The sequence below is a fragment of the Streptomyces changanensis genome, from assembly GCF_024600715.1.
GTDB lineage: Bacteria > Actinomycetota > Actinomycetes > Streptomycetales > Streptomycetaceae > Streptomyces > Streptomyces changanensis.
Genome location: NZ_CP102332.1, coordinates 1,756,474 through 1,778,436 on the forward strand (window position 1 = coordinate 1,756,474; position 21,963 = coordinate 1,778,436).

At 75.2% G+C, this 21,963-nt stretch carries 16 protein-coding genes; 8 read left to right on the top strand and 8 right to left on the bottom strand.

From position 1 onward, the window contains the following. Positions 1 to 14: 14 nt before the first annotated feature. Positions 15 to 1,292 (bottom strand): extracellular solute-binding protein, encoded by a 1,278-nt coding sequence (locus NRO40_RS07715; protein WP_257375356.1) that lies wholly within the window; start codon positions 1,290 to 1,292, stop codon positions 15 to 17. A 379-nt stretch (positions 1,293 to 1,671) separates the two neighbouring features. Here NRO40_RS07715 and NRO40_RS07720 point away from each other — a divergent pair, with 379 nt between their 5' ends. The 3 genes from NRO40_RS07720 to NRO40_RS07730 are packed head-to-tail and all read left to right on the top strand — an operon-like array spanning position 1,672 to position 5,722. Continuing rightward, entirely contained in the window at positions 1,672 to 3,513 is a 1,842-nt protein-coding gene (locus NRO40_RS07720) for a glycoside hydrolase family 13 protein (RefSeq protein WP_257375357.1), read from the top strand. Positions 3,514 to 3,538: 25 nt separating this feature from the next. Continuing rightward, positions 3,539 to 4,609 (top strand): LacI family DNA-binding transcriptional regulator, encoded by a 1,071-nt coding sequence (locus NRO40_RS07725; protein WP_058944467.1) that lies wholly within the window; start codon positions 3,539 to 3,541, stop codon positions 4,607 to 4,609. 60 nt (positions 4,610 to 4,669) lie between these two features. Next, complete coding sequence (locus tag NRO40_RS07730; protein ID WP_107115213.1) at positions 4,670 to 5,722, top strand: phosphatase PAP2 family protein; 1,053 nt, start codon at positions 4,670 to 4,672, stop codon at positions 5,720 to 5,722. Here the strand turns inward: NRO40_RS07730 and NRO40_RS07735 are convergent. Then, complete coding sequence (locus NRO40_RS07735) at positions 5,710 to 8,697, bottom strand: bifunctional [glutamine synthetase] adenylyltransferase/[glutamine synthetase]-adenylyl-L-tyrosine phosphorylase (RefSeq protein WP_058944466.1); 2,988 nt, start codon at positions 8,695 to 8,697, stop codon at positions 5,710 to 5,712. The genes NRO40_RS07730 and NRO40_RS07735 overlap by 13 nt on opposite strands. A gap of 352 nt (positions 8,698 to 9,049) precedes the next feature. Between NRO40_RS07735 and NRO40_RS07740 the strand changes: the two genes are divergently transcribed. Then, a complete protein-coding gene (locus NRO40_RS07740) occupies positions 9,050 to 11,128 on the top strand; it encodes a PIG-L family deacetylase (RefSeq protein ID WP_257375358.1) in 2,079 nt (692 codons plus the stop codon). Then, positions 11,125 to 11,556, top strand: a complete 432-nt coding sequence (locus tag NRO40_RS07745; RefSeq protein WP_058944462.1) for a VOC family protein — start codon at positions 11,125 to 11,127, stop codon at positions 11,554 to 11,556. The genes NRO40_RS07740 and NRO40_RS07745 overlap by 4 nt, the downstream gene beginning before the upstream one ends. Before the next feature lie 124 nt (positions 11,557 to 11,680). Here NRO40_RS07745 and NRO40_RS07750 read toward each other — a convergent pair whose 3' ends face one another. After that, on the bottom strand, positions 11,681 to 13,042 hold the full coding sequence (locus NRO40_RS07750; protein WP_058944461.1) for a glutamine synthetase family protein: 1,362 nt from the start codon (positions 13,040 to 13,042) through the stop codon (positions 11,681 to 11,683). A 147-nt stretch (positions 13,043 to 13,189) separates the two neighbouring features. On the opposite strand from NRO40_RS07750, the gene NRO40_RS07755 reads away from it, so the two are divergent. Both NRO40_RS07755 and NRO40_RS07760 read left to right on the top strand, forming a co-directional pair. Then, positions 13,190 to 14,287, top strand: coding sequence for a PP2C family protein-serine/threonine phosphatase (locus tag NRO40_RS07755; protein WP_058944460.1), 1,098 nt, complete (start codon positions 13,190 to 13,192; stop codon positions 14,285 to 14,287). Between the two features lie 103 nt (positions 14,288 to 14,390). Then, the gene (locus tag NRO40_RS07760) at positions 14,391 to 14,810 is read left to right on the top strand and encodes a CBS domain-containing protein (protein ID WP_058944459.1); all 420 of its coding nucleotides are present in this window, start codon (positions 14,391 to 14,393) and stop codon (positions 14,808 to 14,810) included. A 178-nt stretch (positions 14,811 to 14,988) separates the two neighbouring features. Here the strand turns inward: NRO40_RS07760 and NRO40_RS07765 are convergent, their stop codons facing one another. From NRO40_RS07765 to NRO40_RS07785, 5 genes are all read right to left on the bottom strand, one after another. After that, positions 14,989 to 15,846, bottom strand: coding sequence for an alpha/beta fold hydrolase (locus tag NRO40_RS07765; protein ID WP_058944458.1), 858 nt, complete (start codon positions 15,844 to 15,846; stop codon positions 14,989 to 14,991). Further along, positions 15,843 to 16,688 carry a DUF998 domain-containing protein gene (locus tag NRO40_RS07770; protein WP_107115212.1) on the bottom strand — a complete coding sequence of 282 codons (846 nt, stop codon included), beginning with the start codon at positions 16,686 to 16,688 and terminating at the stop codon, positions 15,843 to 15,845. Before NRO40_RS07770 ends, NRO40_RS07765 begins: the two co-directional genes overlap by 4 nt. 182 nt (positions 16,689 to 16,870) lie before the next feature. Next, positions 16,871 to 17,818, bottom strand: a complete 948-nt coding sequence (locus tag NRO40_RS07775; protein ID WP_408057079.1) for an endonuclease/exonuclease/phosphatase family protein — start codon at positions 17,816 to 17,818, stop codon at positions 16,871 to 16,873. A gap of 318 nt (positions 17,819 to 18,136) precedes the next feature. Beyond that, positions 18,137 to 18,967 carry a TetR/AcrR family transcriptional regulator gene (locus tag NRO40_RS07780; protein ID WP_306674857.1) on the bottom strand — a complete coding sequence of 277 codons (831 nt, stop codon included), beginning with the start codon at positions 18,965 to 18,967 and terminating at the stop codon, positions 18,137 to 18,139. Between the two features lie 90 nt (positions 18,968 to 19,057). Further along, positions 19,058 to 20,677, bottom strand: coding sequence for a DHA2 family efflux MFS transporter permease subunit (locus tag NRO40_RS07785; protein WP_058944456.1), 1,620 nt, complete (start codon positions 20,675 to 20,677; stop codon positions 19,058 to 19,060). Between the two features lie 142 nt (positions 20,678 to 20,819). On the opposite strand from NRO40_RS07785, the gene panB reads away from it, so the two are divergent. Beyond that, positions 20,820 to 21,707, top strand: a complete 888-nt coding sequence (gene panB / locus NRO40_RS07790; protein WP_058944465.1) for a 3-methyl-2-oxobutanoate hydroxymethyltransferase — start codon at positions 20,820 to 20,822, stop codon at positions 21,705 to 21,707. The last annotated feature ends 256 nt before the right edge of the window (positions 21,708 to 21,963 follow it).

Here is a 21,963-nt window from a genome sequence, read left to right on the forward strand (position 1 = left end):
CGGGCCGAGGGGGCTCAGTCGACCGAGTACTCCTTGAGGGAGCTGATGTTGGTCTTCCACTTGTCGGCGGTGGTGTCGAGACCCTTCTCGACGGTGGTGTTGCCCTTGAGGGTCTCGATGTACTGCTTGGTCCACTCGGCGAACATGTCGCTGACGCCGGCGACGGCCGGGCGGGCGGTGGAGTCGGCGAGCACGTTCTTGAAGGCCGCGCGGATCGGGTCGGCGACGACCTTGATGGTGTACGCGTCGTCGCGGGTCGGCAGCACGCCGGTCTCGGTGGCGGCGAACTCCTGCGACGGGGCGGAGGTCATGAACGCCACGAACTTCTGGGCGGCCTCCTTGTGCGGGGCGTCGGCGCCGTTGTAGACGACGAGGTTGTGGCCGCCGGTGGGCGTGCCGGCCTTGCCGGCGGAGCCGGACGGGACCGGGGAGACGCCGAGGTTGTCCTTGTTCTTGAACGCCTTGCCGGTCAGGTCGTCGGCCGTGGACCACGGGCCGTTGATGACCATGGCGACCTTGCCGTCCTTGAAGGCGGCCTGCATGTTGTTGTAGCCGTCGGTGTAGTCCGGCTTGACCGCGACACCGCTCTTGATCATGTCGACGACCGTCCGGACGGCCTTCTTGCCGGGCTCGTCGTCGACGGTGATCTTCTTGGTGGCGGTGTCGACCATCGCGCCGCCCTCGCCGTACAGGAACGGCAGGGCGAAGTAGCTGTCCGGGTTGAGGTAGATGCCGTCGACGCCGGTCTTCTGCTTGATGGTCTTCGCGGCGGTGGACAGCTCGGCCCACGTCTTCGGCGGCTGGACGCCGGCCTTCGCGAAGACCTCCTTGTTGTAGAGGAGCGCGAGGGCGTCGGTGACCTGCGGGACGCCGTAGAGCTTGCCGTCGACCTTGGCGCCGTCGACCAGGCCCTGGTTGAAGGAGGCGATCTCCTTGGCGGCCGGGGTGCCGTCGAGGGGGGCGAGGTACTGGTTTCGGGCGAGGCCGGCCGTCCAGCCGACGTCGGCGCGCAGGACGTCGGGGGCGTTGCCGGCCTGGGCGGCGGTCTTGTACTTCTGCTCCGCCTCGGCGAACGGGACGTTCTGGTACTTGACCTTGACGTCCTTGTGGGCCGCCTCGAACTTCTCGATCAGCTTCTTGTAGGTCGGCGCCTCGTTCGTCGCGTCCGAGGTGTCCCACCAGGTGATGGTGACCGGGCCGCCGCTCGCCTTGTCCCCACTGTCGCCGCCGCAGGCCGTCGCCGCGAGGGCCAGGCTCGCGACCAGCGCGGTGGCCGCTATGCCACGCCGCATGTGAACTCCTTCAACTGATCCCGGGAAGACCGAGGCGGAAGACCTTGCGAAGACTTGCCACCTGCCGACCGCTCCTTCGCGGCGCGCCGGGTTGCCAGGAACGTAACAGGGATGAAAACGAGCCGAAAGACCTTGCGGCAACTTTCTGCAAGGCGGAGGGATCGTTACATCGACGTGTCCCGACAGTTGCCGACGCATCGCTTGACACGCCTGCCGCGGGCGCCCCCGATGCGCTCCCGCAGGCCCCCGGCCGGGGCTTGCGGCGTCACGAAGGCTCCTGCAAGCCTTTCCGTAAAGCCTTGCAGGACCCTTGCATTCCGGCCTGGAACCGCCCGCCGCACCCGGCCCGCGCCGTACGACCGAGAGGCAGCCCGCGCACATGGCCCACGAGCTCACCCACCGCACCGCCCACCCGGCGCCGGAGCCCCGGCGGTCACGGGAGGCCCCGGAGTCCTCCCTGCCCCTCCCGTCTCCCGAGCCTCCCGCGCCCTTCGCGCCCCCGGAGCCGTCGACGCCCCCGGAGCCGTCGGCGTCCCGGGCCCCCCGGGAGCGGCGCCCCGTGCCGCCCGCCCGCCCGGGCTGGTGGTGCGACGCCGTCATCTACGAGGTGTACGTCCGCTCCTTCGCCGACAGCGACGGCGACGGCGTCGGGGACCTGCGCGGAGTGCGGGAGCGGCTGCCGCACCTCGCCCGGCTCGGCGCGGACGCCGTGTGGCTCACCCCCTTCTACGCCTCGCCCCAGGCCGACGGCGGCTACGACGTCGCCGACTACCGCGCCGTCGATCCCCTCTTCGGCGACCTGTCGGACGCCGACGACCTCGTGCGCGCCGCCCACGAGCTGGGCCTGCGGGTGATCGTCGACATCGTGCCGAACCACACCTCCGACCGGCACCCCTGGTTCCGGGAGGCCCTCGCCGGCGACGGCCGCGACCGCTACCACTTCCACCCCGGCCGGGGTCCGGACGGCTCCCTGCCGCCCAACGACTGGGAGTCCGTCTTCGGCGGGCCCGCCTGGACACGGGTCGCGGACGGCCAGTGGTACCTGCACCTCTTCGCCCCGCAGCAGCCCGACCTGAACTGGGAGAACGACGCGGTGCGCGCGGAGTTCGACTCGGTGCTGCGGTTCTGGCTCGACCTCGGCGTCGACGGGTTCCGCGTCGACGTGGCCCACGGCATGGTGAAGGCCGCCGGGCTGCCCGACATCGGCCGGCGCGAGCAGGCCCGGCTGATCGGCTCGCAGCGGCTGCCCTTCTTCGACCAGGACGGCGTGCACGAGATCCACCGCGGCTGGCGGCGCCTCCTCGACTCCTACGACGGCCGGCGCATCGCGGTCGCCGAGGCGTGGGCGCCCTCGGCGGAGCGGCTCGCCCTGTACGTGCGCCCCGACGAGCTGCACCAGGCGTTCAACTTCGCGTACCTCCAGGCCCCCTGGGACGCCGGGGCACTGCGGCGCGTGATCGAGGACTCGCTCCGGGCGACCACGTCGGTCGGCGCCCCCACGACATGGGTCCTCTCCAACCACGACGTCGTCCGCCACACCACCCGCTACGGCAGCCTGCGCCGGGCCCGCGCGGCGGCGCTGCTCATGCTGGCGCTGCCCGGCTCCGCCTACCTGTACCAGGGTGAGGAGCTGGGTCTGCCCGAGGTGACGGACCTGCCCGACGAGGTGCGCCAGGACCCGGCGTTCCACCGCACCGAGGGCCAGGACGGCCTGCGCGACGGCTGCCGGGTGCCGATCCCCTGGAGCGCGCGCGGTCCGTCGTACGGCTTCGGCCCCGGCGGCAGCTGGCTGCCGCAGCCCGCGGAGTGGGGCGGGCTGTCGGTCGAGGCGCAGACCGGCGACCCGGCGTCGACGCTGGAGCTGTACCGCGCCGCCCTCGCCACGCGCCGCGCGCACCCGGCGCTCGGCGCGGGCGGTGACGACGGCGGACTCGACTGGCTGCCCGTGCCGCCGGGGTTGCTGGCGTTCCGGCGCCGCGCGGCGGACGGCGGCGGGGTGGTGTGCGTCGCCAACACCACGGACCGCGCGGTGGAGATCCCCCGCCCCGGCGGGCCGGAGGGCCGGCTGCTGCTCTCCAGCGCCCCCGCCGCGACGGGCCCGGGGGCGCCCGGCGGGACCGCGGCCGGGGAGGCGGGGGCGGGCGCCGGAGAGGCCGGGACCACGGCCGGGGAGGCGGCCGTCGTGGTCGCTCCCGACTCCTGCTCGTGGTGGGCAATCTGACGTGCGCCCGGTACAGTCGCAGCACATGACCGCGCGGCTAGCCGACATCGCAGCCCAGGCGGGGGTCAGCGAAGCCACAGTCAGCCGCGTGCTCAACGGCAAGCCCGGTGTGGCCGCGGCCACCCGCCAGTCCGTCCTGGCCGCCCTGGACGTCCTCGGCTACGAACGCCCGGTGCGACTGCGGCAGCGCAGCGCGGGGCTGGTCGGATTGATCACGCCGGAGCTGGACAACCCGATCTTCCCGGCGCTGGCCCAGGTCATCGGGCAGGCCCTGACCCGGCAGGGGTACACCCCCGTCCTGGCCACGCAGACACCCGGCGGCTCCACCGAGGACGAGCTGACCGAGATGCTCGTCGAGCGGGGCGTCGCCGGGATCATCTTCGTCTCCGGCCTGCACGCCGACACCACCGCCGACACCCAGCGCTACGACCAGCTGCGCGGCAAGGGCGTCCCGTTCGTGCTGATCAACGGCTTCTCGCCGCAGATCCAGGCGCCGTTCGTCTCGCCCGACGACCGCGCCGCGATGAAGCTGGCCGTCACGCACCTCGTCTCCCTCGGGCACACCAGGATCGGTCTGGCCGTCGGCCCGAAGCGGTTCGTCCCCGTGCTCCGCAAGATCGAGGGCTTCCGCGACGGGCTGCGCGAACGGCTCGGCCTCTCCGCCGAGCAGGCCGAGGAGCTGGTGCAGCACTCCCTGTACACGCTCGAAGGCGGACAGGCGGCGGCCGGCGCCCTCATCGAGCGGGGCTGCACGGCCGTGGTCTGCGCCAGCGACATGATGGCGCTGGGCGCCATCCGCGCCGCGCGCGGGCGGGGCCTGCACGTCCCCCGGGACGTCTCCGTCGTCGGCTTCGACGACTCCCCGCTCATAGCCTTCACCGACCCGCCCCTGACCACCATCCGCCAGCCGGTGCAGGCGATGGGACAGGCGGCGGTGCGGGCGCTGCTGGAGGAGGTCGGCGGGACGCCGGCGCCGCACAGCGAGTTCGTCTTCATGCCGGAACTGGTCGTGCGGGGATCCACGGCCTCCGGCCCCCAGGGCCAGAGGTCCTCCGAAAGACGGACGGATGGCGTCGAGAATCCGATTGAAGGATGATCGACCTGAAGGACCTTTCTGGCAGACTCATGGCCCATGACTGACAGGACTTTGACCACGATGCCAGGCCGTTCGGCGGAGGGCCGGGCCGCGTGGCAGCGGCTGCGGTCCCCGCGGCACCCTCGCATCTGGTTCGAAATCCTGCTCATCGCGGTCAGTTACGGTGTGTACTCGCTCATTCGCAACGCGGTACCGGAGCAGAAAGCGCAGGCCCTGCGCAACGCCGACTGGATCTGGCGCGTCGAGCACAGCCTGGGCCTGGCCTTCGAGAAGACGGTCAACCACGCGGCGGACTCGGTCGACTGGCTGATCGTCTCGATGAACTACTACTACGCGACGCTCCACTTCGCCGTGACCATCGGTGTGCTGGTCTGGCTCTACCGCCGGCACCCGGGCCGTTACGCGGCGATCCGCATGGTGCTGTTCTCCACCACCGCCGTCGCCCTGCTCGGTTACTACCTGTACCCGCTCGCGCCGCCGCGGCTGATGGAGGGCGAGAACTTCATCGACACGGTGCTCGTCCACCACACCTGGGGCTCGATGGCCTCGGGTGACCTGAAGAACATGTCGAACCAGTACGCGGCGATGCCGTCGATGCACATCGGCTGGTCCCTCTGGTGCGGGCTGGCGATCTTCGCCCTCGCCAAGGCGCCCTGGGCGCGGATCCTGGGCCTGCTGTACCCGACGGCCACGCTCGTCGTCATCGTCGCGACCGCCAACCACTTCTGGATGGACGCCGTGGGCGGCCTGCTGTGCGTCGGCTTCGGCCTGGCCGTGGTCTCCGCCTGGTACGGGGCGCTGCCGCACCGGCTGCCCCGGTACGCCGGCCCCCGCCCCGGGCGCGGAGCCGGTGTGCCCGCCCCGGCCGACGGCGTACCCGAGCCGGCCGCGTCCGGGCCGGTCGCGGCCGAGCCCGTCGTGTCCGGGCCCGTCGTGTCCGAGCCGACCGTGGGGGTCCACGCCGCGGGCGTCCCCGTGACCGCTCTCGGCGCCGTGGCGGCCCCGGACGCCGCCGTGGCTCCCGACGCCGCCGCGGGGGCGGCCACGGCCCCGGGAGCGACCGTCGTGGACCCGGGGCCCGCCCCGGCCGTCGGCGCGGCTCACGCCCCGTAGAACAACTCGTCCACCACGGCCCGGGCCCGGCGCGTCGTCCGCCGGTAGTCGTCGACCATCTCGCCGACGTGCCCCGGTCCGTAGCCCAGGTACCGGGCGACGGCCCCCAGCTCCCGCGCGTCCGAGGGGAAGGTGTCGCCGGCCCGGCCGCGCACCAGCATCACGCCGTTGCGCACGCGGGTCGCCAGCACCCACGCCTCCTCCAGCGTCGCCGCGTACCGCTCGCTGATCAGCCCCGCCTCGCGGGCCGCGGCGAGCGCGGGGCGCGTCCGGGTCGTGCGCAGGCCGGGGACCTCGTGGGCGTGCCGCATCTGCAGCAGCTGCACCGTCCACTCCACGTCCGACAGGCCGCCGCGGCCCAGCTTGGTGTGGAGGGTGCGGTCGGCGCCCCGGGGCAGGCGCTCGTTCTCCATCCGCGCCTTCAGCCGGCGGATCTCCCGTACCGCCGCCTCGTCCAGGCCCTTCGCCGGGTACCTCAGCGGATCGACGAGCTCGACGAAGCGGCGCCCCAGGTCGGCGTCGCCGGCCATCGGCTCGGCCCGCAGCAGCGCCTGGCTCTCCCACCCCAGCGACCAGCGCCGGTAGTACGCCTCGTAGGACTTCAGGGTGCGCACCATCGGCCCGCTGCGGCCCTCCGGCCGCAGGTCCGCGTCGATGAGCAGGGGCGGGTCGGCGGTGGGCAGTTGCAGCAGCCGGCGCATCTCGGCGACGACCCGGTTCGCGGCGCGGGCCGCCTCCTGCTCGTCGACGCCCTCGCGCGGCTCGTGCACGAACAGCACGTCGGCGTCGGAGCCGTAGCCCAGCTCGTGGCCGCCGAACCGGCCCATGCCGATCACCGCGAAACGCGTCGGCAGCTCGTCGCCCCACTCGGCGCGCACGGCGGCGCGCACCGCGCCCGCGATGGTCACGGCGGTGAGGTCGGTGAGGGCCTGCCCGACCCGGTCGACCAGCGCGCCGGCGTCCGCGTCGGCCGGGACCTCCTCGGTGCCGTACGAGGCGACGATGTCGGCGGCTGCGGTACGGAACAGCTCCCTGCGGCGCACCCCGCGGGCGGCCGCGACGGCCTGCTCGGCGCCGTCCGCCCGACCGACCGCCGCGAGGACCTCCGGCTCCAGGTGGCCGCGGCCGCGCGGTTCCAGCCCCTCGGGGGCGCCCAGGATCGCCACCGCTTCCGGCGCGCGCAGCAGCAGGTCAGGGGCGAGGCGGCCGGCGGACAGGACACGGGCCAGGTTCTCCGCCGCCGCTCCCTCGTCCCGCAGCAGCCGCAGGTACCAGGGGGTCTTGCCGAGCGCGTCCGACACCTTGCGGAAGCCGAGGAGGCCCGCGTCGGGGTCGGCCGAGTCGGCGAACCAGCCGAGGAGGACGGGCAGCAGGGTGCGCTGGATGGCGGCCTTGCGGGTCACGCCGGACGACAGGGCCTCCAGGTGGCGCAGGGCGGCCGCCGGGTCGGCGTAGCCGAGCGCCTCCAGGCGTTCGCCCGCCGCCTCGGGGCGCAGCCGGATCTCCCCCGGGGCGAGCTGCGCGACGGCGTCCAGCAGCGGCCGGTAGAACAGCTTCTCGTGCAGGCGGCGCACGACGGACGCGTGCCGCCGCCACTCGCGGTTCAGCTCCGCGATCGGGTCCGTGCGCAGGCCCAGTGAGCGGCCCAGCCGGCGCAAGTCCTCGTCGCCCTCCGGCACCAGGTGCGTGCGGCGCAGCCGGTACAGCTGGATGCGGTGCTCCATGGTGCGCAGGAAGCGGTACGCGTCGTCGAGCTGCGCGGCGTCCACCCGTCCCACGTACCCGCCGGCGGCAAGGGCCGCGAGCGCGTCGAGGGTCTTGCCGCTGCGGAGCGTGGCGTCGCTGCGGCCGTGGACGAGCTGGAGGAGCTGCACGGCGAACTCGACGTCGCGCAGGCCGCCCGGCCCGAGCTTCAGCTCGCGGTCGATCTGGGCCGGCGGGATGTTGTCCACGACGCGGCGGCGCATCTTCTGCACGTCGGCGACGAAGTTCTCCCGCTCGGCGGCCTGCCACACCATCGGTGACAGCGCCTCCAGGTAGGCGGCGCCCAGCTCCGCGTCGCCGGCGACCGGGCGGGCCTTGAGCAGCGCCTGGAACTCCCACGTCTTCGCCCACCGCTGGTAGTAGGCGACGTGGCTGGAGAGCGTCCGCACGAGGGGGCCGTTGCGGCCCTCGGGTCGGAGGTTGGCGTCGACGGGCCAGATCGCGCCCTCGACGGTGGTCTCCGAGCAGATCCGCATCAGGTGGGAGGCGAGGCGCGTGGCCGCCTGGAGCGCCTCCCGCTCGTCGCCGCCCTCGGCGGCCTCCCCCACGAAGATCACGTCCACGTCGGAGACGTAGTTCAGCTCGTGGCCGCCGCACTTGCCCATGGCGATGACGGCGAGGCGGCACCGCGCGGCGTCGTCGGGCGCCGCCGCCCGCGCGATGCCCAGCGCCGCGCGGAGGGTCGCCGTCGCCAGGTCGGCCAGCTCGGCGGCGGTCTCGGCGACGTCCGTGGTGCCGCACACGTCACGTGCCGCTATGGCCAGCAGGCAGCGTCGGTACGCGACGCGCAGCGACACCGGGTCGGTGGCGTCCGCCAGGTCCCGCTCGAACTCGGCGACGCCCGGGTGGAGGTCGGCCGGCTCGTACGTGACGAGGGCCCGCCAGTCCAGGGGGTGGCGCGCCAGGTGGTCGCCGAGCGCCTCGGATGCGCCGAGCACCCGGAGCAGCCGGTCCCGCAGCGGCTTCGCGGCGACCAGTGTGGACAGCAGCTCCTGCGCCCCGCCCGGCTGCGCCTCGGCGAGCCGGACCAGCCCGCGCAGGGCCAGGTCGGGGTCGGCGGTCGCGCCGAGGGCGTCCAGGAGGACCGGGTCGGAGCGGACCGGGGCCAGGGCCGGCACGTCGAGCAGCCGCTCGGCGGCGGACGCGTCGATGAAGCCGTGCCGCAGCAGCCGCGTGAAGGTACTGCTCCTACGCCCCGGCGCCGTCGTCATGTCGGCCACTCCCTCCGCTCGCACCACGCTCCGGTCGAGCCTATCGGCCCACGTCACGCGCGCTACGTGGACGGCGGTACGCCGGGGTGGTGGGGGCGGGACGCGGGGCGGCGGGCCGAGGTCGTGAGCGGCGGAGCGGGGCGGTGGGCCGGGGTGGTGGGCGGCGGGGCGGTGGGCCCCGGTCCGTGAGCCGCGGGCCGCGGGGGTCGCGGGCGGTGAGGGCGGCGGGCGGCGGTCCGCGAGGGGGACCGCCGGGGACGGCGGGCCGCAGGGGGCGCCCGGGAGCGCCCGCCGGGGGCCGTGGCCGGTGGGCGCGGGCGTGAGGCAGCGCACACCGGCCGGGATGAACCGCTTGCCCGCATTCCCCCTCTTCTCCCCCGGTTCCCTCCTCGACCTCCCGAAAGGCACCAGCGTGTCGCGTCCCGTCCGCCTCCTCCCCCGCCGGGCCGCCCTGGCCGCCGGCTCCCTGGCCGTCCTGGCCGGGGTCACGTCCGGGGCGCTGCTGCTGGCGGGCGGCGCCTCGACCGCGTCGGACGTCCCGAGCCGGGGCGTACCGGAGGAGGTGGCGGTCAAGCCGGTCCGGACGGACGGCGGCGCGGTGATGCAGATCGTGTCCCACCCCGACGACGACCTGTTCTTCATGAACCCCGACACCGCCCGCACCATCGCCGCCAGCCGCAGCCTCACCTCCGTGTACCTGACCGCCGGCGAGTCCGACGGCCGCAACGCCCGTCGCCAGGACCCGCAGCCGCCCGCCGACAAGGCGGCGTACGCGGAGGCCCGGCAGAACGGCATCCGCGCGGCGTACGCGGAGATGGCCACCGGCAACCGCACCAGCCCCTGGGACCGCACCTCGATCACCACCGCGGGCGGGGCCCGCGCCGAGCTGGACACGCTGCGCGCGCGGCCGGGCGTCAGCCTGGTGTGGGTGCAGCTGCGTGAGGCGGGCAGCGTCGCGGGCGACCGCCCGGAGAGCCTGCGCGGACTGTGGGACGGGCGCGTACCGGAGCTCGGGTCGCAGCTCGCGGCCGGTTCGCCGGTGCGTGACGGCTTCGCGTACACGAAGGACGAGGTCGTCGCGACGGTGGCGGGGCTGCTGGAGCGGTTCCGGCCGACGTTCGTACGGACCCTGGACCCGACGCCGGGCGTCCGGGACGGGGACGGCGCGCTCTCCGACCACCAGGACCACATGTACGGCGCGCGGTTCGCCCAGGCAGCGCTGGAGCGGTACGCGCGCACGCCGGGGCATCCGGCGACCGGCGTGCAGACGTACCTGGGGTACGCGACGGGCGGTCTGCCGCACAGCCTCGACCCGGCGACGGCGCGGGAGAAGCTGCGGTCGCTGGAGACCTACGCCTGGCTGGACCTGGAGGACCACTGCGGGGACCCGGCGGGGTGCGGCGACCGCAAGGTGGCGGCCCGGCCGGCCGGGCGCGACTGGGCGCAGTCGATCCGGTACACGCGCGGCGAGTCCACCTCCTGGCTGCGGCGCGGCGGCGACGGCACGCTGTACGCGTTCGGCGTGCTGGACGGGCGGCTGGCGGTGTGGCGCAAGCCCGTCGGCGCCGCCTGGACGGGGCCCCTGCTGCTGCCGGACGGCGGGCTCGACGGGTCCGTGACGACGGTGGCGCTGCCCGACGGCCGCGTCGCCGCCTTCGGCACGCGCACCCGGCTCGACCCGTACCGCCGTGAGGTCGGGTACGTCGTCCAGGGCGCGCCGGGCGGGCCGTTCGGGCCGTGGCGGTCGCTGGGCACGCCCGAGCCCGACGACGCGGCGGGCACGTCCGACATCAGCCGCCCGGCCGTGCTCGTGGACCGCGCCGGCGCCCTGTCGGTGTTCGTGCGGGACGCGCGCCACCGGCTGGCGGTGACCTCCGGTACGGCGGGCGGCGACTGGTCGGGGTGGGCGGTCGCCGGCGGGAGCGGGGTGCACGGCGACCCCGTGGCGGTGGCGGACGCCGCCGGCCGCGGGTACGTCTTCGCCGCCACGGCCGACTCGGTGCTGGCCTGGACGCGGGGCGCCCTGGGCGGGACGCCCACCGGGCCGGTGGCGACGGGGCTGCCGGCGACGACGGTCGCGCTGGGCGCCGCGCCGGACGGCGAGGGGGTGGGGCTGTGGTTCCGCAGGCCCGACTCCGGCGACGTGCGCGTGGCCCGCTTCGCGGCGGGCTCCGGCCGGCCGTCGGCGGTCCGGGACGTACCGGGCTCCGGCGGGTACGGGGCGGTCAGCGCCGAGGGCGGGCGGCTCGCCGCACGCGGCCGCGCGGGCGGCCTGGCCACGGCCCCGAACGCCCGGGGCGGGGCGTGGCGCACTGCGGGGCCGCTCTTCGCCGGCGCCCCGGCGGGGGTGGCCGACGGGGTGGCGGTCGTGGGGCTCGACGGCCGGCTGCTGTGGACGGCCACGGGCGGGCCGACCAGAATCGGTCCATGAACTGGACATTGGAAGTGGTCAACCTGCCCGTCTCGGACCTCGACCGGGCCAAGGAGTTCTACGCCGACCGGTGCGGCTTCCACGTCGACGTGGACACGGAGGTCGCCCCGGGGGTGCGCGTCATCCAGCTGACCCCGCCGGGCTCACGCTGCTCGATCGCCCTCCACAGCGGCATGCCCCCGGCCCCCGAGCAGCACCGCCCGGCCCCGGGCACGGTGCACGGCCTGCAGCTGTGCGTGGTCGACATCGAGGCGGCCCGCGAACAGCTCGTGTCCCGGGGCGTAGAGGTCAGCGCCGTACAACACCTGGGCCCGGGCGGCTGGTCGGAGGGCAAGGGCGGCACGTGGAACGCGTGGCTCTTCTTCCACGACCCGGACGGCAACGGCTGGGCGGTCCAGGAGGTCCCCTCGGAACTCGCCGACCGGTAACCGCCGGGGCCGTCCGTCCGGTACGCGCCCGCACCGGACGGCGGCGCGTACCGGGCGGGGCGCGTACCGGACGGGGCGCGTACCGGACGGGGCGCGTACCGGGACGGAGGCGCGTACCGTCCGCTTACAGCACCGGCAGGTTCTTGCGGAGCTCGAAGGCGGTGACCTCGGAGCGGTACTCCTCCCACTCCTGCTTCTTGTTGCGCAGGAAGAAGTCGAAGACGTGCTCGCCGAGGGTCTCCGCGACCAGTTCGCTGCGCTCCATCAGGGAGATGGCCTCGCCGAGGTTCTGCGGGAGGGGTTCGATGCCCATCGCGCGGCGTTCGGCGTCGGACAGGGCCCACACGTCGTCGTCGGCGCCGGCCGGGAGCTCGTAGCCCTCCTCGATGCCCTTCAGGCCCGCGGCGAGGAGGACGGCGTAGGTGAGGTACGGGTTGGCGCCGGAGTCGATCGAGCGGACCTCCACCCGGGAGGAGCCGGTCTTTCCGGGCTTGTACATGGGGACGCGGATCAGCGCGGAGCGGTTGTTGTGGCCCCAGCAGATGTACGAGGGCGCCTCGCCGCCGGAGCCGGCGGTGCGGGTGGAGCCGCCCCAGATGCGCTTGTAGGAGTTGACCCACTGGTTGGTGACGGCGGAGATCTCCGCCGCGTGGCGCAGCAGGCCGGCGATGAAGGAGCGGCCGACCTTGGAGAGCTGGTACTCGGCGCCGGACTCGTAGAAGGCGTTGCGGTCGCCCTCGAAGAGGGAGAGGTGGGTGTGCATGCCGGAGCCGGGGTACTCCGAGAACGGCTTGGGCATGAACGTCGCCTGCACGCCCTGCTCCAGCGCCACCTGCTTCATGACCAGGCGGAACGTCATGATGTTGTCGGCGGTGGACAGGGCGTCGGCGTAGCGCAGGTCGATCTCCTGCTGGCCGGGGGCGCCCTCGTGGTGGGAGAACTCCACCGAGATGCCCATCGACTCCAGCATGGTGATGGCCTGGCGGCGGAAGTCCATGCCGACGTTCTGCGGGGTGTGGTCGAAGTAGCCGGAGCTGTCGGCGGGGGTCGGGCGGGTGCCGTCGACGGGCTTGTCCTTCAGCAGGAAGAACTCGATCTCCGGGTGGGTGTAGAAGGTGAAGCCCAGGTCGGAGGTCTTGGCGAGGATGCGCTTGAGGACGTAGCGGGGGTCGGCGAACGACGGGGAGCCGTCGGGCATGAGGATGTCGCAGAACATCCGGGCCGTGCCGGGGGCCTCGGCCCGCCACGGCAGGATCTGGAAGGTGCCCGGGTCCGGCTTGGCGATCATGTCGGACTCGTAGACGCGCGCGAAGCCCTCGATGGCGGATCCGTCGAAGCCGATGCCCTCGTCGAAGGCCTGCTCCAGTTCGGCGGGGGCCACCGCGACCGACTTGAGGAAGCCGAGCACGTCGGTGAACCACAGGCGCACGAAGCGGATGTCGCGCTCCTCGAGCGTTCGGAGCACGAATTCCTGCTGCTTGTCCATTTCCACACCCATCCTCGCTGATCAGGGCCAGCATGCCACCACACGGTTTCGTGCGCGTTGCGAACCCATAGTGCCTGGCCCGGTGTGGCGTGCGTAACGTCAGGTGGCGTGGAGGCGGGTGGCGGCGGGTGCGCGCAGACTGGGGCCATGGACCGTGCCGCTGCCGTACTGCCCGGCGCCCGGCCTCCCGGCTGGCTGCGCCTGATGCCGTGGCTGCTGCTGGCGGCGGTGCTGTTGGCCCAGCTGGCCACGCCGGAGACGGTGCAGATGGGGTTCGCCTTCGCCGTCGTGGCGCCGCTGACGTCGCTGGTGTACGGGGTGTGGGGGACGTCCCTGGTGTCGGCGGTGATGACGGGGCTGCTGTTGGTGCCGGAGGTGCGGGCCGCGCACGTGACGAGCGGTGACGTGCTGGCGTTCGCGCTGATCGGGGCGGTGAGCGCGTTCCTGGCGTGGGTGCGGGCCCGGCGCGACGCGCAGCTGGTGTCGGTGCGGACGGTCGCGGAGGCCGCGCAGTTCGCGGTGCTTCCGCCGCTGCCGCCACGGGTCGGGCGGGTGCGGTGCGGTGCGCTGTACCGGGCCGCGGAGCGCACCGCGCTGGTGGGCGGCGACCTGTACGACGTGCAGAGCGGGCCGTACGGGGTGCGGGCGGTGGTGGCGGACGTGCAGGGGCACGGGTTGTCGGCGGTCGCCACGGTCGCGGCGCTGCTCGGCACCTTCCGCGAGGCGGTGCTGGACGAGCCGGAGCTGTCGGGGGTGGCCGCCCGGCTGGACCGCCGGCTGGTGGTGGACTCGGCGCGGCAGGAGAAGTCGGAGCTGTTCGCGACGGCCGTCCTGGTCGAGCTGCCGGGCGACGGCGGCTGCCCCGGCGGGGACGGGGAGGGCGGGGAGGTCGCGGCGCGGGTGCTGAGCTGCGGCCATCCGCCGCCGCTGCTGGTGACGGAGGGCGGCGTGCGGGAGGTGGCGATGGAGTCGGGCCCGCCGCTCGGCCTGGGCCTGGCCGACTTCCGGGCGCCGGGGACGGCGACGGTACCGCTGGACCCGTCGTGCGTGCTGCTCGCGCACACGGACGGGGTGACGGAGGCGCGGGACGCGGACGGGGTGTTCTACCCGCTGGCGGAACGGATCGTGCCGGACCTCGACCCGGTGGCACTGGTGCGCGCGGTGTGGCGCGACCTGTCGTCGTACACGGGCCGGGTCGCCGACGACGTGGCGCTGCTCGCGCTGCGGGTGACGCGCGGCGAGTGAGGCCCCGTGCGGCCCGCGCCCGGTCGCGGGGCCGGGGGGCCGCGTCCAGAATGGAGGTGCTCGGGGAGACGACGCACGCCGTTCCACGGAGGTACGCACCCTCATGACCACCGCCCGAGACATCATGCACCCCGGGGCCCACTGGATCCCCTCCCACGAGACCCTCGACCGCGCCGCGCAGCTGATGCGCGAGCACGACGTCGGCGCGCTGCCCATCGCGGACGAGAACGAGCGGCTCTGCGGCATCGTCACGGACCGCGACATCGTCCTCAAGTGCGTGGCGGCGGGCCACGACCCGTCGCGTGTCACGTGCGGCGACGTCGCGGAGGGCACGCCGCGCTGGATCGACGCGCGGGCGGACGTGGACGAGGTGCTGCGCGAGATGCAGGGCCACCGGATCAAGCGGCTGCCGGTCATCGAGAACAAGCGGCTCGTCGGCATCATCAGCGAGGCGGACCTCGCCCGGCACCTGCCCGACGACAAGGTCGCGGAGTTCGCCCAGGGCGTGTACGCCCGCGCCTGACCCCGAGCCCGCTCGCCCCGCCCCACCGCCCGCGCTCAGGGCGGTGGGGCGGGGCGGGCGCGCACCCGCAGGGCGGCCGCGGCCGGCCGCGCCGCCTCCTCCGAGGTGCCCCCGCTCGCGCCGCGGCGGTACGGGACGGCTCGGCGGTACGGGACGACGGCTCGGCGGGACGCGACCCTCAGCGGTGCAGGACCGCCGCGGCGACCGCGTCGGGGCGGTCCAGCATCATCAGGTGGCCCGCGTCCCGGACGACGGTGAGGCGGGTGTCCAGGGCGCGGGCGAGGCCGCGCTGACGGGCCGTCCAGCGGTCGTCCGCCCGCGGCGAACCGGGCGCGGCGAGTACCGCGACGGGCAGCGCGGCGGGCAGCGGGCACCGCGCGCGCACCGCCGCCAGTTCGGCGGCGACCGCCGTGTAGTGCGCGTTCTCCAGCAGCGCGCCGCGCAGCACCCGGCGGGTGCGGTAGCAGCGGCGTACCGGCTCGGCGGGTGCCGGGTCCGGCGCGTGGCCGGCGCGGGAGAGGCGGACCGCCGCGCGGCGGGCGGCCGGGCCGAGCGCGGCCGGTACGCCCACGGCGGCCAGGGCCGTACCGGCGGCGAGCGCCGCGGCGGTGCGCAGCGCCGGGGCGCGCGGGGGTCGGGGGGCCTCCTCGACGGACGAGTCGACCAGGACCAGCCCCGCCGTCCGCGCCGGGTGCAGCCGGGCGAACGCCTCGGTGTGGAAGCCGGCGAGGGAGTGGCCGACGACGGTGGCGGGCTCCCCGGCCAGGCCGAGCGCGTCCAGGAGGGCGGCGATCCGCGCGGCCTCGCCGCGAGCGGTGGGGGCCGCCGCGGCGGGGCCGCTCAGCCCGTGCCCCGGCCGGTCGAACCGGACGACCGTGCGGTGCGGGGCGAGCAGCGGCACCACCGGGTCCCAGTCGAACCAGCACAGCGCGAGCCCGGCGCTCAGCACGCACACCGGTCCGCTGCCGGTGACGGTCACGTGGTGGGGCACTCCGCCGACGCGGACGAAGCGGCTCCCCGGCGGGGCTCCGCTCATCCCGCGCGCTCCGCCCGCCGCTCGGGGGGCTCGACCCGCCGCCCTCGCTCCGCCACCTCGTCCCGGTGGGTGGGTCGGGCCCCGCCGGCCCCGTCCGCCTGCCCGGGCCGCTCCCGGTCGCCGGCCCCCTCCGCCCGGCCGGGCCGCTCCCGGTCGGCGGTGGGCCGCCACGGCAGGGCCCGGGCCAGCAGGAGCAGCCAGACGGCGAGCAGCAGCAGCTGCAGCCGCTGGCCGGCGCCCAGCGCCCAGTGGCCCCGCTCGGCCTCGAACGCCGCGACCGCCGCGAGCGTCCAGGCCGTCGCGGCGAGTACGAGGGGGACGAGGAGCGGGCCGGTACGGGCGAGGAGCGGCCACCAGCCGTAGCGGCGGGCCGCGACGGTGAGCGCGACGACCGCCGTGACGGCGCCGGCCATGGCGAGCGTGGAACTCACGGCGTGCGCGGTGTGCGTGGCCGGGACCAGGCCGGCGTCCTCGCGGGCGACGCACGCGGCGTCGACAGTGGGCGCGCAGCTGAGCGGCAGCCGCGAGTCGGCGGCGGTGGCGGCCCCGAACACCGCGAGGGCCGCCCAGCCTGCCACCGCCCAGAAGCGGCGCTCGACCGCCGTCAGGGCCAGCAGCGCGGCGGCGAGCAGCAGCACGCCGGCGACCAGGTCGGTGGTGCGGAAGACGGTGCCCAGGGGCTGGTCGGTGGCGGCGAGTTCGCTGACGTACGACTGCACCGGGTCCAGGCCCGTGTGCAGCGGAAGTTCGGCGAGCCAGGCGCTGTAGGTCAGGGCCCCGAGGACGAGGAGGACGGCCACGCACCGGAGCCGGGCGGTCCGGCGGGGGCGCGGCGGCGTCATGGATCCATGATCGGCGCGGCCCGCACGCCCCGCAAGGGGGGTGCCCGCCGGGTTCGAGGGAGGGGGTCCGCCGCCGTCCCCGCGCCGGGAGCCGCCGCCGTCCGCCGGCCGGGGGCCACCGCCGTCCCCGGGCCGGGGGCGCTCCGCCGCTCCCCGCGTGCCGCGCTCCCCACGCCCGGGCGTCAGAAGGTGACCCGGGCGGCGATGGGCAGGTGGTCGCTGTCCGTGCGGGGCAGGGACCAGGAGGCGACCGGTTCGACGCCGCGGACGAGGATCTGGTCGATGCGGGCCATCGGGAACGCCGCCGGCCAGCTGAAGCCCATGCCGTCGCCGGCCGCCCCCTGGGTGGAGCGCAGCTGCGAGGTGACCGCGTTGAGCGAGCGGTCGTTCATGGTGCCGTTGAGGTCGCCGAGGAGGATGACGCGGCGCTCGGGCTCCTGGGCGATGGCCTGGCCGAGCTGGTCGGCGCTGCGGTCGCGCTGGTTGGCGGTGAAGCCGGCCTTCAGCTTGACCCGCACGGACGGCAGGTGGGCGACGTACACGGCGACCGGTCCGTCCGGGGCGGCGACGGTGGTGCGCATCGCGCGGGTCCAGCCCATGCGGATGTCGACCGGCCGGCTGTCGCCCAGGGGGTACCGGCTCCACACACCGACCGTGCCGCGCACGGAGTGGTGCGGGTAGGCGTCGGCGAGCGCCGCCTCGTACACCGGGACCATGCCGGGCTTGAGCTCCACCAGGGCCAGCACGTCCGCCCCGGACCCGGCGACGGCGCGGGCCGTGCCCTCGGGGTCGGGGTTGTCGGCGTTGACATTGTGGGTGACGACCGTGAGGTCCCCGCCGGGGCCGTTCTTGTCGGTGACGAGGCCGCCGAAGAGGTTCGCCCACACGATCGCCGGGACGAGGACCGCGATGAGGGCGGTGGCGGAGCGGCGCAGCAGGGCCAGGCCCGCGAGGACCGGGACGAAGAGGCCGAACCAGGGCAGGAACGTCTCGATGAGGCTGCCCGTGTTGCCGATGTCGTTGGGGATGTGGCGGTGCAGCACCATCAGGAGCGCGAGCAGCAGCGCCGACACCGAGACCACCGTGCCGCGCCGCCAGATCCCCGGGTCGCGCCGCCAGCGGTCGACCACCGAGCGGACCCGGGATCCGGCGCGCCGCTCTTCCGCGGTGCCGTTCCCCGTCTCCGTCATGTCGTCCGCCTGCGCCATTCCCTCGTCCTCACGTGCTGCTGGTTCCGCCGTACCGGACCACGACCCTAGGCGATCACGGAACGGCCGTACTGAGTCAGGGACGAACCCGCCACCGTGTGGGGTTCCTGGGGTTGCGGTCGATGCGCCGGTTGTGACGAAACGCGCACACTTCCGACCCGGGGCCGGTGCGGGCCGGCCGGGGGTACGGGGCGGTACGCGCGGGTCCGCGGGTGGTGCCACCGGCCGGCGGGGTGGTCCTCACGGGCCCGTGGCGGGCGGGTCCGCCGCCGCGCCGGCGAGGACGGCGTCGACGACCCGGGCGGGCAGGTCCTCGTCGAGCGGGGTGTCCGGGGCGACGAAGGCGCGGAGCAGGACGGGGCCCACGAACAGGTCGCCGAGCAGCTCGACGTCCGCGTCGGGGCGGATCTCGCCGGTCCCGACGCCCCGCCGCAGTACGTCGAGAGTGGCGCGGCGGTGCGGTTGGAGCACGGCCCGGCGATAGGCGTCCCAGAGCCGGGGGTAGCCGCGGAGCTGGGCGAAGACGGTGTGCAGGACGGCGGAGGAGCGTTTGGCGGCGCCGCGCCGGCGCACCGCTTCCAGGAGCGCGACGAGGTCGTCGCGCACGGAGGTCCCGGGCAGCTCGGGCTGCGTGGGCTCGGCGGACCGGATGAGGTCGACGAGCAGTTCCTCCTTGCCCGGCCAGCGGCGGTAGACGGTGGCCTTGCCGACGCCGGCGGTGCGGGCGATCCGCTCCATGGACAGCTCGGCGAGCGGGACGCCGTCCTCCAGCAGCCGTACGGCGGCGTCGAGGATGGCCCGCGCCGCCGCCTCGCTCCGCGGCCGCCCCCGCCGGACGGGCGGGGCGGCGGACGCCGGGGCGGCCGGCGCCGCCGGAGTGGCGAGTGCGGCGGGGGTGACGGGTGCGGCGGGGGCGGGTGAGGCCGGAGCCGCCGGGGCGGGCGCGTCGACCGGGGCCGGGCCCGGCCCGGTCGGGGCCGGTGGGGCCGGGGCCGGGGCCGGGGCCGGGGCCGCGGTGGGCGCGTCGGCGTCGTGGGGGGCGCGCGGACGCCGGGGTGGTCGCGGGGGCACGGGTGTCGCCTCCAGCCTGGACGGACGTACGGACGGGTCGGGGTGGCGCCGGTGGTCGGGGCGGGCGCCCGCCCCGACCGCCGGGCCGCGTCAGCGGGGGACGGATTCCCGTGCGCCGCCCCCCGTCACGCGCCCGTGGTCGCCGGGCGCCGCGCCCCGGCCGGGCAGGAAGGCGCCCACCACGCAGGCGCCGAGGACGGCGACGGCGGCCGCGCACAGGGAGGTGACGTGCATGGCGTGCAGGAACGCCGTCTGCGCGGGCTCCACGAGCGCCTCCCCCGCCGCGCCGAGCTGCCGGGCGGCGGCCAGGGTCGCCTCGACGGACTCGCCCGCGCCGGCGCGGTCGGCCGCCGGCAGGGGGGCGAGGTGCCCCTCGATGCCGTCCCGGTACACCCCGGACAGCAGCGAGCCCAGCACGGCGACGCCGAGGGCCCCGCCGATCTGCCGGAAGGTGTTGTTGACCGCCGAGCCGGACCCGGCCTTCTCACGGGGCAGGGCCTGCATGACGGCCACCGTCACGGGCGGCATGACGTGCGCCATGCCCGCGCCCTGCGCGAAGAGGACGAGTTCGACGACCCACACCGGCGTACCGGTGTCGAAGCCGGCGAACGCGGCCAGGCAGGCGGCGACGAGCAGCAGCCCGGACGCGCACACCGCACGCGCCCCGAAGCGCCGCACCGCCAGCCGGGAGCGCGGGGCGAACAGCAGCTGCGTCACGGCGAGGGGCAGCAGGAGCAGCCCGGCCTGGAGCGGGCTGAAGCCGCGCACGCTCTGCAGGTAGAAGACGGAGACGAAGGTGACGCCCATCAGGGCGAAGAACACGAGCGCGATCCCGCCGACGGCCGCCGAGAAGACCGGCTGCCGGAAGTACGTCATGTCCAGCGCCGGGTGGGCGGTGCGCCGCTCGTGCGCGACGAACGCGGCGAGGACGAGGGCCCCGCCCGCGACGGGCAGCACCACCGTCCAGTCGGTCAGGTCGGCCAGCTCACCGCCGCGGATGATGCCGAACACCAGCAGCACCAGGCCGACGATCGACAGCACCACCCCGCCGGGGTCCGTCCGGCCGGGCGCGGGGTCGCGCGACTCCGGCACCACGGCGGCGACGGCGATCAGCGAGACGATCACCACGGGCACGTTGACCAGGAAGATCGAGCCCCACCAGAAGTGCTCCAGGAGCAGTCCGCCGGTGACCGGCCCGACGGCGATGGCCACGCCGACCGCGCCGACCCACACGCCGATGGCCTTCGGCTGCTCGTCCCGTTCGAAGACGTTCATGAGGATGGCGAGCGTGGCCGGCATGACGAAGGCCGCGCCGAAGCCCATCACCGCGCGGTAGGCCACCAGCTCGACGGGCGAGTCGGCGAGGGCGGCCAGCGCCGAGGAGACGCCGAAGACGACGGTGCCGAACAGCAGCGTCCGGCGGCGGCCGAGTCGGTCGCCCACGAGGCCCGCGGTGAACAGCAGCCCGGCGAAGACCAGCGCGTAGGCGTTGATCGCCCACTCCAGCTGGCTCTGGGTGGCGCCCAGCCCGGTGGGCGGCGGGCTCGCGATGGTCTTGACGGCGACGTTGAGGATCGAGTTGTCCAGCACGACGAAGAGGAGGCTGAGCATGAGCACCGCGAGGATCACCCAGCGGCGGCGGTGGACGTCCGCCGGGACGGCCGGGTGGAGGGGGCGGGGGTCGCGCGGGGGGCGCGGGGGCCGGTCCATGGATCCACCGTAGGCCGGATTCCGATACGTCGCCGTCTCGTATTACTCCCCCCACTTCCCCCGGTGCGGCACGAAGTGCCACCATGGACGTGGTCCGGGGACGCCGTCAGGGCGCCTCGAGATGACGAAGGAGCCGATCCACATGACGCTTCAGCCTGCCCCGAAACCGTCCGGGGACAGTGGCGGGGACGCCGGGGGCAAGCACCCCAAGGCGCTGTACGGCGGCACGGGCACGCGCCGCGTCACCGTCCACGACATCGCCGCCGCCAAGCAGCGCGGCGAGAAGTGGCCCATGCTCACGGCGTACGACGCGATGACCGCGTCCGTCTTCGACGAGGCCGGCATCCCGGTCCTGCTGGTCGGCGACTCGATGGGCAACTGCCACCTCGGCTACGACACGACCGTGCCGGTCACGCTGGACGAGATGGCCATCCTGTCGGCTGCCGTCGTACGCGGCACACGGCGCGCGCTCATCGTGGGCGACCTGCCGTTCGGCTCGTACCAGGAGGGTCCGGTACAGGCCCTGCGGTCGGCGACGCGGCTGGTCAAGGAGGCCGGCGTGGGCGCGGTGAAGCTGGAGGGCGGCGAACGGTCGCTGCCGCAGACGGAGACGCTGGTGCAGGCCGGCATCCCCGTGATGTCGCACCTGGGCCTGACCCCGCAGTCCGTGAACACCATGGGGTACCGCGTGCAGGGCCGCGCCGACGAGGACGCGCACCGCCTGCTGCGGGACGCCAAGGCCGCCCAGGACGCGGGGGCGTTCGCCGTGGTGCTGGAACTGGTGCCGGCGGAGCTGGCCGCGGAGGTCACGCGGTCGCTGCACGTCCCGACCATCGGCATCGGCGCCGGCGCGGGCACCGACGCGCAGGTGCTGGTCTGGACGGACATGGCCGGACTGACCGGCGGCAAGGTGCCGCGGTTCACCAAGCAGTACGCCGACCTGCGCCGCACGCTGGGCGACGCGGCGCAGGCGTTCGCGGACGACGTCGCCGGCGGGGCGTTCCCCGCCGAGGAGCACAGCTTCCACTAGCGGAACCGTTCCTCCAGGGGAACCGTTCCCCTCCGGCCACCGCGGTACGGACGACAGCCCGCCGACTTCCCCCATCGGCGGGCTGTCGGGCGTCCGGGCCCGGTCCGCCCCGCCGTCGGCGTCCCGCGGGCGGTCCGTTCGGTGGCCCGCCCGGTGGCCCGCCCGGTGGCCCGCCCGGTGGCCCGCGGGTGGCCTCTCGGCGGCCCGCCGGTGGGTCTACCGGGCACCTCTCGGCGGCCCGTCGGTGGGCCTGTCG